Annotated in this window: 14 protein-coding genes; 10 read left to right on the forward strand and 4 right to left on the reverse strand. The window is 68.2% G+C overall.

Features of this window, described 5'->3' with window-relative positions; genetic code table 11:
* The first annotated feature begins 41 nt into the window (after positions 1 to 41).
* Together QHF85_RS08280 and QHF85_RS08285 are read left to right on the forward strand one after the other, a co-directional pair.
* Entirely contained in the window at positions 42 to 575 is a 534-nt protein-coding gene (locus QHF85_RS08280; protein WP_281326535.1) for a hypothetical protein, read from the forward strand.
* Entirely contained in the window at positions 553 to 1554 is a 1002-nt protein-coding gene (locus tag QHF85_RS08285; RefSeq protein WP_281326536.1) for a hypothetical protein, read from the forward strand. The genes QHF85_RS08280 and QHF85_RS08285 overlap by 23 nt, the downstream gene beginning before the upstream one ends.
* On the opposite strand, the gene QHF85_RS08290 is transcribed toward QHF85_RS08285, so the two are convergent.
* A complete protein-coding gene (locus QHF85_RS08290; RefSeq protein ID WP_281326537.1) occupies positions 1470 to 2699 on the reverse strand; it encodes a zinc-dependent alcohol dehydrogenase in 1230 nt (409 codons plus the stop codon). The genes QHF85_RS08285 and QHF85_RS08290 overlap by 85 nt on opposite strands.
* A gap of 117 nt (positions 2700 to 2816) precedes the next feature.
* Here QHF85_RS08290 and QHF85_RS08295 point away from each other — a divergent pair, with 117 nt between their 5' ends.
* The gene (locus QHF85_RS08295; protein ID WP_281326538.1) at positions 2817 to 3686 is read left to right on the forward strand and encodes a hypothetical protein; all 870 of its coding nucleotides are present in this window, start codon (positions 2817 to 2819) and stop codon (positions 3684 to 3686) included.
* A 70-nt stretch (positions 3687 to 3756) separates the two neighbouring features.
* Positions 3757 to 4473 (forward strand): hypothetical protein, encoded by a 717-nt coding sequence (locus tag QHF85_RS08300; RefSeq protein WP_281326539.1) that lies wholly within the window; start codon positions 3757 to 3759, stop codon positions 4471 to 4473.
* On the opposite strand, the gene QHF85_RS08305 is transcribed toward QHF85_RS08300, so the two are convergent.
* The gene (locus tag QHF85_RS08305) at positions 4440 to 4910 is read right to left on the reverse strand and encodes a hypothetical protein (RefSeq protein ID WP_281326540.1); all 471 of its coding nucleotides are present in this window, start codon (positions 4908 to 4910) and stop codon (positions 4440 to 4442) included. The two genes, QHF85_RS08300 and QHF85_RS08305, sit on opposite strands and share 34 nt — an antisense overlap.
* A 92-nt stretch (positions 4911 to 5002) precedes the next feature.
* On the opposite strand from QHF85_RS08305, the gene QHF85_RS08310 reads away from it, so the two are divergent.
* Positions 5003 to 6436: a hypothetical protein gene (locus QHF85_RS08310; RefSeq protein ID WP_281326541.1), complete on the forward strand. Its 1434-nt coding sequence runs from the start codon at positions 5003 to 5005 to the stop codon at positions 6434 to 6436.
* 5 nt (positions 6437 to 6441) lie between these two features.
* A complete protein-coding gene (locus QHF85_RS08315) occupies positions 6442 to 7239 on the forward strand; it encodes a hypothetical protein (protein WP_281326542.1) in 798 nt (265 codons plus the stop codon).
* A 48-nt stretch (positions 7240 to 7287) separates the two neighbouring features.
* On the opposite strand, the gene QHF85_RS08320 is transcribed toward QHF85_RS08315, so the two are convergent.
* Positions 7288 to 9735 (reverse strand): thioredoxin domain-containing protein, encoded by a 2448-nt coding sequence (locus tag QHF85_RS08320; RefSeq protein WP_281326543.1) that lies wholly within the window; start codon positions 9733 to 9735, stop codon positions 7288 to 7290.
* Between the two features lie 178 nt (positions 9736 to 9913).
* Here QHF85_RS08320 and QHF85_RS08325 point away from each other — a divergent pair, with 178 nt between their 5' ends.
* Genes QHF85_RS08325 through QHF85_RS08335 form a run of 3 tightly spaced genes read left to right on the forward strand, consistent with a single transcriptional unit; the run spans position 9914 to position 12092 of the window.
* Entirely contained in the window at positions 9914 to 10438 is a 525-nt protein-coding gene (locus tag QHF85_RS08325) for a hypothetical protein (protein WP_281326544.1), read from the forward strand.
* A complete protein-coding gene (locus tag QHF85_RS08330) occupies positions 10435 to 11385 on the forward strand; it encodes a DUF692 family multinuclear iron-containing protein (protein WP_281326545.1) in 951 nt (316 codons plus the stop codon). Before QHF85_RS08325 ends, QHF85_RS08330 begins: the two co-directional genes overlap by 4 nt.
* Positions 11382 to 12092 (forward strand): hypothetical protein, encoded by a 711-nt coding sequence (locus QHF85_RS08335; RefSeq protein ID WP_281326546.1) that lies wholly within the window; start codon positions 11382 to 11384, stop codon positions 12090 to 12092. Before QHF85_RS08330 ends, QHF85_RS08335 begins: the two co-directional genes overlap by 4 nt.
* 4 nt (positions 12093 to 12096) lie before the next feature.
* Here QHF85_RS08335 and QHF85_RS08340 read toward each other — a convergent pair whose 3' ends face one another.
* Positions 12097 to 14838 carry a PAS domain S-box protein gene (locus QHF85_RS08340; RefSeq protein ID WP_281326547.1) on the reverse strand — a complete coding sequence of 914 codons (2742 nt, stop codon included), beginning with the start codon at positions 14836 to 14838 and terminating at the stop codon, positions 12097 to 12099.
* A 165-nt stretch (positions 14839 to 15003) separates the two neighbouring features.
* On the opposite strand from QHF85_RS08340, the gene QHF85_RS08345 reads away from it, so the two are divergent.
* Positions 15004 to 16296 carry a hypothetical protein gene (locus QHF85_RS08345; RefSeq protein ID WP_281326548.1) on the forward strand — a complete coding sequence of 431 codons (1293 nt, stop codon included), beginning with the start codon at positions 15004 to 15006 and terminating at the stop codon, positions 16294 to 16296.
* The last annotated feature ends 50 nt before the right edge of the window (positions 16297 to 16346 follow it).

A 16346-nucleotide genomic window follows, 5' to 3' on the forward strand; every position in this document is an offset into this window, starting at 1 on the left:
CCCGCAGGGAGGACCTGCGGGCGGCGCTGGGAGGAACCACCATGCGATCGACACCGCGCCGATGGCTGCTCGTCCTGGTCGCCGCCCACTTGCTCCTCGTGACGCTGGGAGCGGCCGGCGTGGAGCTCGGCGACGTCGGGCCCATCGGGCGGCTCCTCCACCATTACGGACTCGCCTCCGGCGCCGAATGTGAATACGACTTTTTCACGTCCAGGGATCATGGCCAGCTCGTGCTCCACGTGGACGTGATCGACGCCGAGGGCCGGCGGAGCACGCGCTCCCTCGGCACAGGGGCGAGCCACGAGGCCGAGATCCGCGTCGCGCACATCGCGGACGCGTTCGAGACGGCCGATCCTGAGCTCCGGCGCGAGCTGGCGAAGTCACTCGCCGCGAAGATGTTCGACAGGCACCCCGAGGCGCGCGAGGTCGTCGTGCGCGTCGAGTATTTCGTGGCCGTCTTGATGGACGAGCACCGGAGCGGCCGCGAGCCACGAGTCACCCAAGTCTACGATGCGAGGTTCCGAAAGCCGCAAGCGCGGCCGGAGGCACGCCATGGAAGCGCCGATCCTGGATGACTCGTCCCCGAGGGCCGGCGCGTGCCGGGCCCTCGACGTGTTCCTGTTCGCGCCGGCCACGGCAAGGCCCCTCGCGGCCTTGCGGATCGGCCTCGCCTCGGTGCTCCTCGTGCAGGCGGCCGTCGTCCACGCGGAGTTCCTCGATTGGTTCTCGCGCGACGGCCTCTTCCAGGGGAATCTGGCCCGCGCCTTCGGCCCCCTGTTCGGGCCACGGACGGGTGATCTGCTCGCCTGGTTGTCCCCGCTCGGCGTCGGCGAAGTGGCGGGCCTTCGTGCGATCGGCGCCGCCTACGTCGTGGCCCTCGTCATGCTCGGTTTCGGCCTCTTCACGCGGGCCGCCGCCGCGCTCGCGTGGTTTCTCCACTGGACGCTGATGAACAGCGCCGACCCGCTGAGGTACGGGGTGGATCTGTATGCGCACATCTTTCTGTTTTACGCGATCTGGGTCCCGGTCGGTCGCGCCGCTTCGCTCGACGTCTTCCTCTTGGGTGCCTCGCGCGCGCCCACGGCGGGGGCGCGGATCGGGCTACGGCTCATGCAAATGCACCTGTGCATCTCGTATTTCGCGAGCGGCGTGGAGAAGGCGGCGTTCATCGACTGGTGGAACGGAGAGCTCATCTTCCGGGCCCTTTCGTTCCCGGGGTATCGCAGGTTCGACATGTCCTGGCTCGCCCATCACCCCGCGCTCGCACAGCTCGCTTGCCTTGCCACGCTCGCCATCGAGATCGGCTATTGCGTCTTCATCTGGCCGCGTCGCACGCGGAGGCTCTGGCTCGCGGCGGTCCTCGGTCTCCACCTCGGAATCGCCATCTTCCTCGGCCTCCACTTCTTCGGCATCATCATGTGCGTGCTCAACATCGCGCTTTTCGGGATCTCCCCCGAGCCGCGCGGCGATCAGGCCGCCTTTTTCGCCGGAGCGGCGCCGGGCGAGAGCTCGACCTTGACCCAGCCGGGCATGCGCCGATCGAAGGCCTTGTAGGCGTCGATCACGGAGACGAGCGGCTCGCGGTTCGTCAGGATCTTCGTCGGATCCACGACGCCGCTCGCGACGTGATCGAGGAGCTTCGGGATGTACCGGCGATGCGGACAATTCCCCATGTTCACCGTGAGGTTTCGCATCATGGCCATCCCGATGGGGAACCATTTCATCTGCGGCGGATAAACGCCGACGATGGACAGCGTCCCGGCCTTCGCGAGCGCCTCCACGGCCCAGGTGAGCGCCTGCGACGGGGCGTCGCCCGGGTGCCAGTTGTCGCCGTCCTCGTTCGTCTTCGGCGCCACCTGCTCGAGCATTCGCTCGGCTTCCTTCTTGTCCTCGCGGTGGACCTTCGCCGGCCCCGCGTGCGGCCGGTTCGCGTCGACGCCCACGGCGTCGATCGCGCGATCCACGCCGATCCCGTCGGTCAGGCGCAGAATGGTCTCGACCGGGTCCTCCTCGTTGTAATCGATCACCTCGGCGCCGAGCGCGCGCGCCATTTCGAGGCGCGAGGGGATCGTGTCGACCGCGAGGACCCGATCCGCGCCGAGCATCTGCGCGCTCACGATGGCGAAGAGCCCCACCGGGCCGCAGCCGAACACGGCCACGGTGTCGCCCGGCGTGATCTCGGCGATCTCCGCGCCGAAATACCCCGTGGGGAAGATGTCCGAGAGCAGGATCGCCTGATCGTCGCTCACGCCGTCGGGTAGCTTGACGAGGCCCACGTTCGCGAAGGGGACGCGGGCAAACTCGGCCTGCAGCCCGTCGAACGGGCCGCTCTGGATGGGCCCGCCGAAAAACGCCGTCCCGGCCTGCTTGCCATTCGGGTTCTTGTCGCACTGCGATTGGTAGCCAGCCCGGCAATACGAGCAGGCGCCGCAGGCGATGGTCGAGGCGACGACGACGCGGTCGCCCTTCCGCAGGTTCCGCACGTCCTTGCCGAGCTCCTCGACGATACCGACCCCCTCGTGCCCGAGGATCGTGCCCGGCTTCATCCCGGACATGGTCCCGCGGACGAAGTGCAGATCCGTCCCGCAGATCGCGCTCGCCGTCAGGCGGACGATGGCGTCCGTCGGCTCCTTGATCTTCGGCTCGCGCACGTCATCGAGCCGGATGTCTCCGACTCCGTGAAACACGACGGCTTTCATGCGACCTCCCCCTCGGAAGGGCCCTAGCGCCAGCGCCCCGCCTTGCCCAGGGACGAATATGCCTGGGATTGCTCGTCTGCTCTTCACGCGCGCGCTCGTTTGCTCTATGACGTAGCCATGAGCTTCGTTGCACGGTGCGTAGGGGTGGTGGCGCTCGTGGGCGCTTCGTTCGCAGGTGTGGCGCGGGCGGACGAGGTCGCGGCCGAGGTCGAGACGGACGCCGCCGAGATTCAGCTCAAGAATGGCAGCACGATGCGCGGCACCATCGTGAACGTCGAGCCGGGGCAGCGCGTCATCGTCATCGTCGCGGGGGAGCAGAGCGTCATCCCCTGGAGCGAGATCGCGAAGATCGTGGGCGGTCCCCAGGGCCCCGCCGCGCCCGCGCCGCCCGCGTCGGCGGCGCCGCTCGCGCCCGGGCCGGGCGTGCCGCTCGTCCACATCGAATCGAACTGGCCCGAGCTGGAGCTCGCGCGGATCGAGGGCGAGGTGGGCGGCGGGTACCAGCAGCCAGAGTTCGTTGGACCCAATACGATCACGAAATACATGTGCCGGGCGCCGTGCGATAAGCTCGTGGACGGCCGGGACGGTCATCGGTTCTTCATCAGCGGCCCCGGCATGTTCCCGACCTCGTCCTTCCGGCTCGATGACCTGGAGGGCCCCGTGACTGCGCGGGTCAAAGGCGTCAGCTTGGCGCGGTTCACGGGAGGCATCCTGCTGACGACGCTGGGCGTCGTGCTCGGCCTCGGCGGCACCATGTTCACGGCCGCGAGTTTTACAATGGACACGACCCCCACGCCCGAGAACCCGAATCCGGCGCAGGACGTCCGCGCGGTCCGCACGATCGGCCTCGTCACGCTCGCCATGGGCGCCGGGTCGCTCGTCGGTGGGATCATGCTCCTGTCCGAGGGCCGCACGCGGATCGAGCTCGTCAAGGGGCAGCGCGGGAGCACGGGCGTCGTGCTGGAGAACGGGATTTTGCGGTTTTGACGGAGACCGCGTCGTAAGCTTCGGCTTGTCACCCAGGCGGACCGGCTTAGGTACGCCTGGGGGCATGACCATGAAGAACCTGTTTCCGATTCTCGCGCTTGGTCTTGGTCTCGTGACGGGCTACGCGGCGGAGGCCTCGGCGCGGGATCCGGTCATCACCCAGCATCCGCCGCCGCGCGTGCCGGCGGTCAACGTGGAGCCGTTCCTCGGCGCGGGCTGCGTCCGGAGCGACGACACGCTGGATTGCTCGGCGTCCCCGACGATCCAGCAATTCGGGTGCCTCGGAAATACCCTCCAGATCGTCGAATCGCTCGGCGGCCTCGCGCCGCGCGTGGCCATCGCGCAGTGCAACGCCGACGCGCGTCGGGGTTCGCCCGAGGGGATCGTCGACCTCGGCTGCATGCTGCCGCAAAAGCGCCGTTATCTCCTTTCGACGGGCGGCGGGCGCTTCGAGCTCATCGACACGGCGGCGGACTTCATCGACCGCTTCTCCCCGGTGACCTCCCAGGCGGAGGCGCTCGGCTTCGCGGTCGCATTGACGACGGCGAACCCGGAGTACACGATCGACATCAACGACGGACGCGATTTCCTCGTGGATCATATCGAGACGACGAACGTCCGGCGTACCCGTGGGGGATACCGGGTGCGGCTCTTCGATATGGAGCTCTGCGGATGCGGGCAGCACCCGACGTCGGCGGTGGACTATTTCGTGCCGAACAGCGGGCGGGTGAGGGTCGCGGACCGGGAGGAGGTCTACCGGTTCTCGGGCTTCGTCTGCATCGATTGATGCCCCGCGAGCTCGTAGGCCCGTAAGAATGGATCGTATTCTTCGTCTTCGCCGTCGCCATCATACCCGTGGAACAGCACCCAATCGGGACCGAGCGCGCGCAGATCGACGGTCCCGTCCGCCGTCCAGCCGCACAACCTCTCTCGGTCGTCTCCGTCGACCGGCAGGCGGAGGGCAAGGGTGAAGCGCCCTTGGTGCAGCGCGAAGATCCGCGCGGTGCGCTCGTGGGCCATGATGTTGCAGATGTTCACCGCGCAGCGCGTCGCGTCGGGGCAGGCACGACCGTATTTATGGAAGAAGAGCTGGCCCCCTTCATCGTAGGGACTTCCATCCGTGCCCGCCTCGAAAGAGGTGACGTCCTCCGGACTCCGGAGCTTTAAATGCCGCAGAACGGTCGCGTTGTCGGGCTGCGCGAACAGGGCTTCGACGGTCAACATCGGGAGACGCACGTCCTACCACCGAGCACGGCGCGAAGCTCGACCATCGTGTGGACAAGGGCGCGCCGATCGCCGATAGTTTCGGGCGGCCCATGCACAGGACCGCGCTTTTTTCATCCGTGCTCCCGCTCGTCGTGATGCTCGCGGGCGTCGCGTCGTGCAAGAAGGACGACGCCCCGCCGCCCCAGCAGGAGCAGCCCAAGGCCCCGCCGAGCGCGGCCCCCGCGGAGCCCGCGGGGCCGAAGGGCGTGCCCACGCTCGTCCTCGAAGAGTTCTCGCCTCCGGGCAGCAAGCCGGAGGTCGTGTTCGGCGTCGAGGGCGCGATCGTCGTCACGCACAAGCAGCGCGTCGGCCGGATCGTGGGCGACGGCGTCGAATGGTTGAAGGAGACGATCCCGCCCGAGATGGGCGCGGTGCCGACGGTCATCGATTCCGTGCAGGGCCGGTGGCCCGACGCGATCGACGTGCTCTACAGCAGCGACAGCATGCGGACGCCGTCGCCCTCGTACATTCCGCTGACCGGGAAGGGGACCAGCAAGACCTTCGGCTTTGGTGGGAGCCCCGCCGCGATCAACGGCATTGCCAGGCTCGGGGAATCGGTCTTGCTCCTGGGATGGTCGTACGGTTATGACGAGGGGATCTCCCTCTCGACCGTCCGCGGGCCCAAGCTCGATCGAAAGCAGCAGATGCCCACGGAGGCGGGGTGCAAGCCGGGGGAGATCGAGCCGAACGAGTTCATGCCGATCCGCCCCGCGATCTGGGCGAGCACGATTGCCGCCTCGAAATCGGGCGTGCTCGTCGCTGTCGGCCAGATGTGCAACACGCGAGGGCCGGCGCTGGAGGTGTGGGAGGAGAACGCGCCGAAATCGCGGTTCATCGACGTGAAGCCCCTCGTGAAGGACATCGGCTACTGGCCGCAGCTCCTCGGCGGCAAGGAAGAGGTCTGGCTTTATGCCGGCAAAAACAATCCGATCCTTCAGCTCAAGGGCGGCGAGCTCACGGCGCTGCCCCGGACCGAGGCGCCGCCGACGCTCGCGTTCGTCTCGACGAGCGGCGTCTTGCACGTGGTCGCGGGGCCCTCGCTCGAGCGATGGGAAGGCGGAAAATGGGTGGAGATCGGAAAGCTCTCCTGGCCCAGGATGTTTCGCACGGTGGTCCTCGACGGCGACGCGATGTGGGCGTCCGCCGAGGGCAAGGTGTTCCGCGTCCGCGAGGGGAAAGGCTGGTCCTTCGGGGACGATTGCAAGACGCCGTTCGTCTATCTCTACGACGTGAGCCCGGGCAACGCGAACAACTTCACGTTCCCGGGGACCCGCAAGGCCCTCGCCACGTTCCCCGGCGTCGCCGACATTCGATTGGTGGAGATCCACGAGGGCGGGCGGCGGCTCGGCGTCGTGGTGAAGAGCCAGGAGCAGGGCGAGGCCCTCATCACACACGTGCGGACCACGATGAAGGACGAGAACCCGATGCTGATCTGCCACGCGCCGACGAAGCCGCGCGTCATCGAGATCAACGACGGGAAATGAGGCCCATGCTCCCTCTCAAGCGACATCCCACCCGTTCGCATGCGAGCGCCGGCAAACCCTCCGCGGAAACCCCGAATTTCGTGGCGGGCAAGAGCGTCTACGTCGCCGACGTCGACGATTACGATCTCAACCGCACCATGCTGTATGCGCTGGGCGCGAAGGGCGTGACGAACAAGCTGATGGCGACGGCGGACCTCATCCTCCACGGCGGGACCGAGGCGCCGCAGAAGGCGCGCGCCAAGTACCCCTCCGCCAAGATCGCGCGGACCTCGGCCATCCTGCCCTTGTTTCACCACGAAATACGGTCCTTCAGCGAGCTCGTCCGCGCGCTCCAGCGCCACGGTTTCACCGTGCGAAACCCGAGCGACGAGGGGGACGCGATCTTCGACCACTTCGAGCTTTCGCTCGTCGACGATTCGCTTCACGAGACGCTCTTGCATTGGCTCCGGAGCTCGGAGTTCATCCGCAAATTCGCGCGAAAGCAGCACTTTCCCATCGACGTCCGCGAGGAAGGATACATCGATTTCACGATCCCGGACAGCGGCGGTGTGACCTGGTATTACGCCTGGAACAGCGACGCGTGGAGCCGTGTCCACGCGCTGCGGGGCGAGGGCGATTACCCGCTGGACATCAAGGGCCATCAGCTCCTGCGCGTCGAGCCCTTGGTGTGGACGCAGAGCACAGGGCTCTACTTTCACGAATATCCGTGTCTCGACAGCATCACCGGCCTGTTCATCCAGGCGGGTGTCGATGCTCGCACCGGCATGGTGAACGGGACGGCGATTTCCCGCGTGTGGACGTAGCGTCGTCGACGCGAAAACTCGCTCGATCTTTCGGAAATCGCGGGAAGGCTACTGCGTCCGCACGATGATGTGGAAGCCGAACGGCGTCTCCACGATCTCGCTCGTCTGTCCCACGTTGAGTTTGTCGACGGCTTCTTCGAATTCGCGGATCATCGCGCCCCGAGGGAACGTGCCGAGATCGCCGCCGCGTTGCGCGGCGCCAGGCTCGTCGCTGTACTGTGCGACGATATCGGAGAAGCTCGCCCCCGCGCGTAATCGCTTGCGCGCCTCCTCTGCGCGCGCGAGCGCCTCGCTGCGGGTGCGCGTGACGTGGGCCGGCGCGCGCTTCGAGCCCGCATACATCACGATCAGGTGCTTCGCCCCCATCTTCGGCGCCGTCGCCGAGGCCGCAGGGGGCGCCGGGGGCGCCGGCGGGCTCAGCGGAGGCGGGGTCGTCGCCACGAGGGGCACGGGCTTCCGGGCGTCGGCCTTCAGGGCGCCGGGGGCGATCGGCTCGGCCGGTTTCAGGGCCTTCTCGACGTATCGCTTGAAGACGCGGAGGGGTTGCGCGCCGCTCACGAAGGAATCGTTGATCACGAAGCCCGGCGTGCCCGTGATCTTGAGGCGATCGGCCAGCTCGAAATCGGCCTGGACCACCTTCCAGTGCGTGCGCGCGTCGAGCGCCGCCGAGAGCTTCGCCACGTCGAGCCCCGCCTCGGCGGCCTTGCGCTCGATGGACGGGCGGCTCAAGCCCTGCTCGGATTGATCCTCCCAGAGGCGCGCGGAGAAGGCCCAGAAGCCGGCCTCGCCTTTTTGCCGGAAGGCCTCGACGGAAGCCTCGGCGGCCAATCGCGCTTGCCTGTGGAACACGAGCGGCAAATGCCGCCACACCACGCGGACCTTGCCCGGATAGGCGGCGATGAGCTGATCGATCTCCGCCTGCGCGCGCTTGCAGAAGGGGCACTGGAAATCGGCGAACATCTGAATGGTCACCGCCGCCCCAGCCGGCGCGCCCTTGCCCGGGTTGTCCTTCGTGGGCGCGGGGGCGAGGATCCTCTCCATGGCGGGGGGGCCCTTCCCGTCCTTCTGGAGGGCATCGTAGATCTTCGCGGCCGGCGTCCCCTCGGCGACGAGCTTTTGGGCCTTCGTGATCTCCTCGTCGATGATCAGCTCGAACTGCTCGCGGGGCTGTGCTCCGATGAGCCGCCTGCCATTGATGAAGAAATGAGGCGTGCCCGACGCCTGGAGATCCTCGGCGAGGACCTGATCCTGCTCGATGCGCGCCGCGTGCTTGTGGGATTCGATCGCCTTCTTCACGCGCTTCACGTCGAGACCGAGGGCGAGCGCGAGGTTTTCGAGATCGGGATCCGCGAGGCGATCCTGGGTGTCGAAGAGCGCCTGAAACGCCTTCCAGAAGGCGGCCTCGCCCTTTTGCGCGCCGGCCTCGATGGCGAATTCGGCGGCCGCCTCGGCGCGCGGATGCATGGGCAGGGGGTTGTGCTTGAAGACGATGCGCAGTTTGTCGCCGTACTTGGCTTCGAGCTCGGGGAGCGTCGCGATGGAGCGCTTGCAGAAGGGGCACTGAAAGTCGCCGAACATCACCACCGTCACGAGCGCGGTCGATTTTCCGCGCGCGGGGGAGCCGTCGAGCGGCACCTTCCAGACCGTGGTGTCCGGCGTCCGGTCAGGAGGAGGGGGCGGCGCAGGCGGCGGGGTCCTGTAGTTTTGCTCGGAGCGTTCGGCATAGATGTGCTCGGGGGCGAGGCCCGCGCGCCGGAGCGCAGCGATCTCCTGGAGCTCGGCGTCGATGATCCCCTGGTACTTCGTGAGGGGATGGGCGCCGGTGACCAGGATGCCATTGATGAACGAGGCCGGCGTGCCCGTGACGCCGACTTTCTTGGCGAACGCGAGGTCCGCGTCCACGGCCTCGGCGAAGCGCTGCTGCTCGAAGGCGTCCGCGAAGGCCGAGGGGCTCACGCCGCTCTTTTCGGCCCATTCCGTGAAAAATGGGGTGTCGAGGGAACGCTGGTTTTGGAAGGCGAGGGCGTGAAACTTCCAGAATGCGCTCGCGCCGCCGAGCCGCAGCACGGTCGCGGCCGCGAGGTGCGCGGGACGCGCCTGGTTGTGGAAGGGGAGCGGCTTGTGTCTCCAGACGACCCGCAGCTTTTCCGGCCCGTATTGCTCCTGCAGGAGGGCCAGCGTGCTCATGAGCCGCGACGTGAATGGGTCTTGGAAATCGCCCCAGATGACCATCGTGACGGGGGCGAGCGCGTTTCCCCAGATGGGATCACTCGGCCCGACGGGGACGGCGGTGCCGGGGTCGGGGAACGCCGCCGTGCCCTCGGCCGCGCCCTCGGCGGCGAGCTCGTCGCTGGCCACGGGCATGGGGCGGCGCTCCGGGTTGTCCGGGCGAACCGTCACCGCCGGTTGCACGGGCGGCGGGGGCGCGCAAGCAGCGAGCAGGATCAGGGCTGTCGAAACGAACGCCGCGCGGCGCCGTCCACGTGCGTGGTTCATCGAGACTCCTCCATCGGGCGCGCGGAGCCTACGCGAGGACGGCCCTTCGGGGAAGGCCATGGTGAATGTTCGAGCTACGAGGCGGTCGCGAGGGCCCGAGAGCACGTGACTCGAACCGCGATCCGCTTTATGGTGGAATCCCGAGGGGGCGCACCGCGCCCGCCAGCAAGGAGCTTCCGTGGAATTGAAAATTGCCCTCGTCGCTGGAGCCGTCGGCGCGCTCGCCGGTTGTGCCGGGTCGTCTTCCAACCACCCGGCGGACGCCGAGCCCGAGCCCGACCCGGCCGCGGGCAACGCCGCTCTCATGTCGCTGGACGAGAACATGGCCCGCCTGCGCGCGCTCGCGGTCTTTGATGCAGATCACGTCATCTTTGATATGCCCGGTCATTCTGTCCATTGTTATTCGGTCTGCAAGCATCGCCAGATCGCTGCATTGCGCGTGGACAAACTGGCCGACGTCGCCGAGTCCGCCGTGAAGACCCCCGCCCCCCCGGACGCCTGCGCCGAGGCGACCATCGAAAAGAACCTCGCCGCGCTGAATGCGCTCGGGATCGTGGAGGTCCGGGGGCTCATCAAGGACGAGCCCAAGAACAGCGCCAACTGTTATCAACCCTGCAAGGACGACGGCCCGGCGGCCAAGGACCTCACCTGCGAGCGCGCGGGGAAGCTCGCGAGCATCGTGAACGCGGCCAAGGATCTGTGAAGCCCCGATTTCCCGAGGTGAACGGGCGCCTCGGGCTGGGCGTCGGAATGGACCTCCCGTGGGGCGCGCCCGTCGGGTTCGCCCACGAGCCCGGCCGCGGGGATCACGTGACGGATCCGGTCGTGCGGTTTCTTTCGTCCCATGCCGGAGCCTTTCGGTACCTGTTCACGTCGTTTCAGCCCCGAAGCCGAAATCACCTCGATCCGCGCGAGTACGTCGACGCCTACGACGACCTGTTTGCCCGCATTCCAGCGTTTTCCGTGCGCGCCCTCCACCAGACGACGTTCAACCTGGGCGCGCTCGAAGCCTACGATCGCAGCCGGATCATCGATTTCACGAACGCGCTCGTCGACCGGTACCATTTCGCGTGGGTGAACGAGGATCTCGGGCTCTGGTCGATCCACGGCCGGCCGTTGCCGTATCCGCTCCCGCCGTACCTCACGCCCGAGGGGCTCGACGCGGCCATCCGGAACACGGCCGAGGTGCAAGAAAAGCTCGTGGCGCCGCTCTTCGTCGAGTTCCCCGGGTTCTCGGACGGGACGAGCTTTTTCGTGGGCCAGATGCACGCGTATGATTTCTTCCGGGCGGTCGTGGAGGAGACGAGGTCGCCGGCCACGCTCGACGTGGGGCACCTCCTTTCCTATCAATGGCTGCTCGGCAAGCGGGGCGAGGCGCTGTTCGGGGAGCTCGAGCGGTTGCCGCTCGACCATTGCTTCGAAATTCACCTCTCGGGGTGCGCGATCGACGGCGATTCCTTCATGGATCATCACCACGGCGTATTGCTCGACGAGCAGTTCGAGCTCCTTCGCCGCCTCCTTCCACTTTGTCCGAACCTCTCCGCGATTACCTACGAAGATCCGAGGCTCGACGCAGAAGGGCGGCTCGCCCCCGAGACCGTCGCGAGCTTCGAGCGCCTCCGCGCCGCCGTGGACGCGTGGTTGTCATGATCTCGCTCGATCAGGCCCTCGACCGGCTTCTGCATCGTCGATCGTACCTGGAAGCATTTCTCGCGGGACGCGTATCCGAGCTCGGCGTGTCGGAAGCCGATCTGCGCGCGCTCCGTTCCATCGACCCCGCGCAGCTCCAAAGGACGGCTGAACGCGTGCGCGCGGACGTCCTCCATCGCAAACATCGGGGAAGCGGCGGGCTTCTGTCGCTGTATGCGCGCACCATCGATACCTGGAGGGCGGCGCATCCAGAGGATCACGAGCTCGCCGAATTGATGTCGCTGTTCCTGGAGTCGCCGGCATTCGATGCGTATCGCGAACATCCCCACGCGGGCCCCGGGGTCTGTCTGGAAGAGGCGTTTTTCCGGTTCTGCGATGCGCGCAAGATCGGCGATGGCGCGATCCTGGAGGCCGAGTTTCTCACGGCGATGATGAAGGCGCTCGTGATGAGCCCGCGCCCGGATTTCGCCCTGCCCGCGGAGGTTCACGCCGTCCCGGAAGGGTATTTCGCGGTGGGCGAGCGGGCTGGGCCCACGCTTTATGCCGCGGCGCGCGGGAGGCTCATCCTCGGGCCGATCACGCCCTTCCTCGCGGATCTGCTGCGAGCGGCCGAGGATCCCGGCGAGATCGCTCGCAAGCACCACGTCGCCATGCCGGTCCTGCGAGCGTCGCTCGAGCACCTCGCCGAGCTCGGCCTCGGCCGCTGACGCGCTATCCCGTCCCCGCCGCCTCCTTCAGCTTCCCGCGGCCGACCTCGGCGAGGAGCTTCTCCAGCGCCGGGAGGCTCGGCGGCTTCGCCATGTGCCTGTCGAAGCCCGCTTGCTTCGATCGCTCCACGTCCTCCTGCAAGGCATACCCGCTGAGCGCCACCAGGTAGACCGACCGCAGCTTCGGATCCGCGCGCATCGTCCGCGCCACGCCATATCCGTCCATCCCCGGCAGGCCGATGTCGCAGAGCACGACGTCCGGCTCGAACCGCCGCGCCTTCTCGATTCCCTCGGGCCCCGCGAACGCCACCTCCACCACGTGATCGCCCATGCCGAGCGCTTCGCGCAGCGTCTCGGCCGCGTCCACGTTGTCCTCGATCACCAGGACCCGCCGCGCCGGCTCCCTCGGCGCGTCCGCCGGCGCCGCGGCGCTCCTCCGCAGAGCCGCCTTCGCGAGCGGCAGCCGCACCGTGAACAGCGCGCCCTCGCCGAGCCCCGCGCTCTCGGCCGTCACGGTCCCGCCATGCATCTCGCTGAGCCCCTTCACCAGCGAGAGCCCGAGCCCAAGCCCCCCGCGGCTCCGATCGATCGTGCACTCCGCCTGCACGAACGGATCGAACACGCGCGGCAGCGTCTCCAGCGGAATGCCCGCGCCGTCGTCCCGCACGCGCACCACGGCCGCTTCCCCCTCACGCCTCGCCGACAAGAGCGCGTGCCCCCCGCGCGGCGTGAACTTCACCGCGTTCGTCAGCAGGTTGCCCACGACCTGCGCGAGGCGCGTCGGATCACCGTCGACGCAGAGCGAGGTGGGCTCCACCTCGACCTCGAGCTCGACGCCCGCCTGCTCGAACGTCGGCCCGAGATCCTCGGCGAGGCGACGCACGAGCTCGCCGAGATCGACCTCTTCGCGCTGGAGCTGGATCTTGCCGCGCGAGATGCGCGTGACGTCGAGGAGATCGTCGATGAGCCGCGTCATGTGCGTGACCTGTCGCTCGATCGCCGCGTGCGCCCGCTGCGCCTGCGGTCCTCCCGGCGGGGCGCGCTCCAGGATGTAGAGGCCGTTGCGGATGGGCGCGAGCGGGTTTCTGAGCTCGTGCGAGAGCATCGCCAGGAACTCGTCCTTGCGCCGGTCCGCCTCGCGCAGCGCAGCCTCGCTCTCGCGCAGCGCTTGCTCGGCCTCCTTGCGCTGCGTGATGTCCTCGAGGATGCCCACGGTCCGGATCGGCTTGCCCGCGGCGTCGCGGATCATCCGCGCCGCGGCGTGCACCCACATGATCCGACCGTCCTTGCGGATGTAGCGTTTCTCCGCGCAGTACTCGTCGACCTCGCCGCGCGCCATGCGGCTGAACTTCTCCCAGTCCTCGTGGCGATCGTCGGGGTGCGTCATGTCGCGCACCGAGCCCGAGAGCAGCTCCTCGCGGCTGTAGCCGGTGATGTCGCAGTACCGGTCGTTCACGCGGAGGATCCGGCCCGTCGCGGGATCGACCTGGCCCATGCCGACGATTCCCATCTCGAAGAACGCGCGGTACTGCTCCTCGCTCTGCCGGAGCGCCTCCTCGGCTTGCCTGTGCTCGGTCACGTCGCGCGTGACCACGATCGCGAGGATCTGCTTGCCGTGCTCGTCCCGCACGGGCTCGCCGCTGAAGCTGAAGTACCACGTCTGCCCCGTGTCGAGGCGCCTCGCGTGCAGGCGCCAGCCCGCGAAGGACTCGCCGCGCAGCACACGCGAGAGGGGCCACTCGTCGACGGAGAGGCATCGGCCGTCGAGATCGGTGAGCTCGAAGAACGCGGCGAAGTGCGCGAGGCGGATCGGCCTCGCGCTCGTGAAGTTGTACCGCGACGCCTCCGTGCCGTTCACGAGGATCGCGTTGGCCTCCATGTCGAAGACGACGATGCCGTCCGGGATCGCCTGGAAGACGGCTTCGAGCTGCGCGCGGCTGTGGTCGGCGCGGGCCGCGGTCTCGCCGAGCGCCACGACGAGCTGCCGGCGCTCCTCTTCGGCCCGCTTGCGCGCCGTCACGTCGCGGAAGAAGACGGCGATGCCGCCCTCCTTCGTCGGGTACACGTTCACGTGCGTCCAGAGGTCGAGCGGCGCGTAGTACGCGTCGAAGTCGACGGGCACGCGCTCGCGCATGACGCGGTGGTACTCGCGGAAGTAGGAAGAGTGCGGGCCCGCGATGGAAGGGAAGACCTCCCAGATGATCCGCCCGAGCGTCTCGCTCCGCGGCATCTGGCTCAAGCGCTCCTGGCCCGGGTTGACGAAGACGAAGCGGAAGTCCTGGTCGAGCACGAAGCAGGCATCGCCGCGATCGAGCACGTCGAAGGCGCGCGCGAGATCCTCGGCGTCGTGGCGCGCGTGCTCGTGCTGCTCGTGGATGTCGAGCGCGAAGCCGGACCAGTCGACGACGGCGCCGCGGTCGTCGAGGCTCGGCGCGCTCCGGAGCGAGAACCAGCGGTAGACGCCGTCGTGCCGGCGGAGGCGGGCATCGACGACGAACCGCCCGCCCGAAGCGAGCGCGCGTCCCCACGCCCGAGCGACGCGAGCTTGGTCGTGGGGGTGCACGACGCGCTGCCAGCCGAGGCCGTGGTGCTCCTGCGCGGGCACGCCGGTGTACGCGACCCACGAGGCGCTGGTGAAGTCGCAAGCGCCGTCCGGCCGGCACGCCCAGACGAGCCCGGGCAAGCTGTCGAGGATCCGTCGACATCGGCCCTCCGTGAGGGCAGCACCTGCACGAGGCTCGGCCATGGCTCCATCGGCACGTGGGGCCACGCGGACGTGATCGCAAGCAGGCGCGGGGCGGAGCGGCGGCTGCCCGCGCGCCTCGGGCGAGGCGGGCTTGGCCCTTCACGTTCGGCTCGCGTCGGGGCAAACTGCGCGGCCTCTTTGGAGCCGAGGAAGGAGCGGTGGCGCGTGAGCGAGGCACCCGGGATCTGGTTCGTGTATCGGTCGCACTACGAAGGGCCGCTCTCGCGTCGCGTGCGGCGCCTCGACGCTCCTTCGATCCTCGCGTGGTTCGCCTCGAAGATGGCTGACGCCAAGAAGGCCAAGGAGCCGCAGAGCGTCTACGAGGACGAGCTCGGCGGCTACGTGTACGGGTTCGGCACGGTGTTCGAGGCCGTCGCGGAGCACGGGCTCGTGGTGCCGAAGTCGACGGCCGAGCTCGAGAAGATCCTTCGCAAGCACCTCTACGTCGAGGGAGGTCCTGAAAACACGCGCATCGACGAGCACTCGCTCCGCGTGTTGACCGACGACGACGAGGTCATGCTTGCGTACTTCTTCTTCGACGACGAGGTCGCGCGCAAGCAGCCGGAGCGGGTGTCATGGCTGCTGCACGAGGAGCCGAAGCTGCCGGAGGGCGATGCGGACGGCCCGTTCACGCCGCCCTTCGAACCGGAGCTCATCCTGCCGCGCGGCGAAGGCGAGGGGACGACGTACGCCTGTCTGCTCACGTCCTACGACGGCGAATCGATCCCGGGCCAAGCCGTGGCGATCCCCGGCGTACGCTTGCCCGATCTCGCGTCGCACCTGCGCACCGTGGTGCCGACGAAGAAGCCGGCATCGTGGTCGAAGGAGTGGCTCGACACGTGGCCCGTGGAGCTCAGGCTCCTGCGTGCGATGATCGAGCCGGGCCAGATCTCGATCGCGCCGGCGCTCGCGAAATGCGCGGCGTATCCGCTGCGTGAGGTCGTCGTCCAGACGAACCACACCCTGCTCGGCGTGGGCGCGCATCACAACGCGGAGGGTGAGTTCTACAAGGTAGGGACGGCGTTCGAGCGGGGAGGGGATCCCGCGAAGGCGATCGTGCAGGTGGGCAAGCACGCAGCGCTGTTTTGCCCGCACACGTCGAGCGCGTTCGGCCACGAGCAGTGGATCCTGTTCGACGACCGCTGGGCTGCCGCGCATCCGGCGCTCGCCGCTTCGATGTTGCGTTACGCGCACGGATGGGATCCGCTCCGCGACCCCACGCGGCCGTTGCCGGTCGAGAGCGAGGCCGAGAAGCAGGAGCGCGCCTGGAAGGAGGCGCTCGCCGGCCGCATGGACGAGAAGGCGACGCCGTACCGCACGACGGCGAGGTTTGCCCCCGGCGACCTCGTGGAGCACACGAAGTTCGGGCGGGGTCTCGTGCGTCGCGTGGCCGACGGGAAAATCGAAGTGATTTTCAAGGACGGAGTCAGGCTCTTGGCGCACGCGATGTCGGGGTGAGGCGAAGCGCCGAGACCACCGGCGCTCCCGCTTCTGCTTCCGCTCCGACC

The sequence above is a fragment of the Polyangium sp. 6x1 genome (assembly GCF_029946515.1).
Taxonomy (GTDB): Bacteria; Myxococcota_A; Polyangia; order Polyangiales; family Polyangiaceae; genus Polyangium.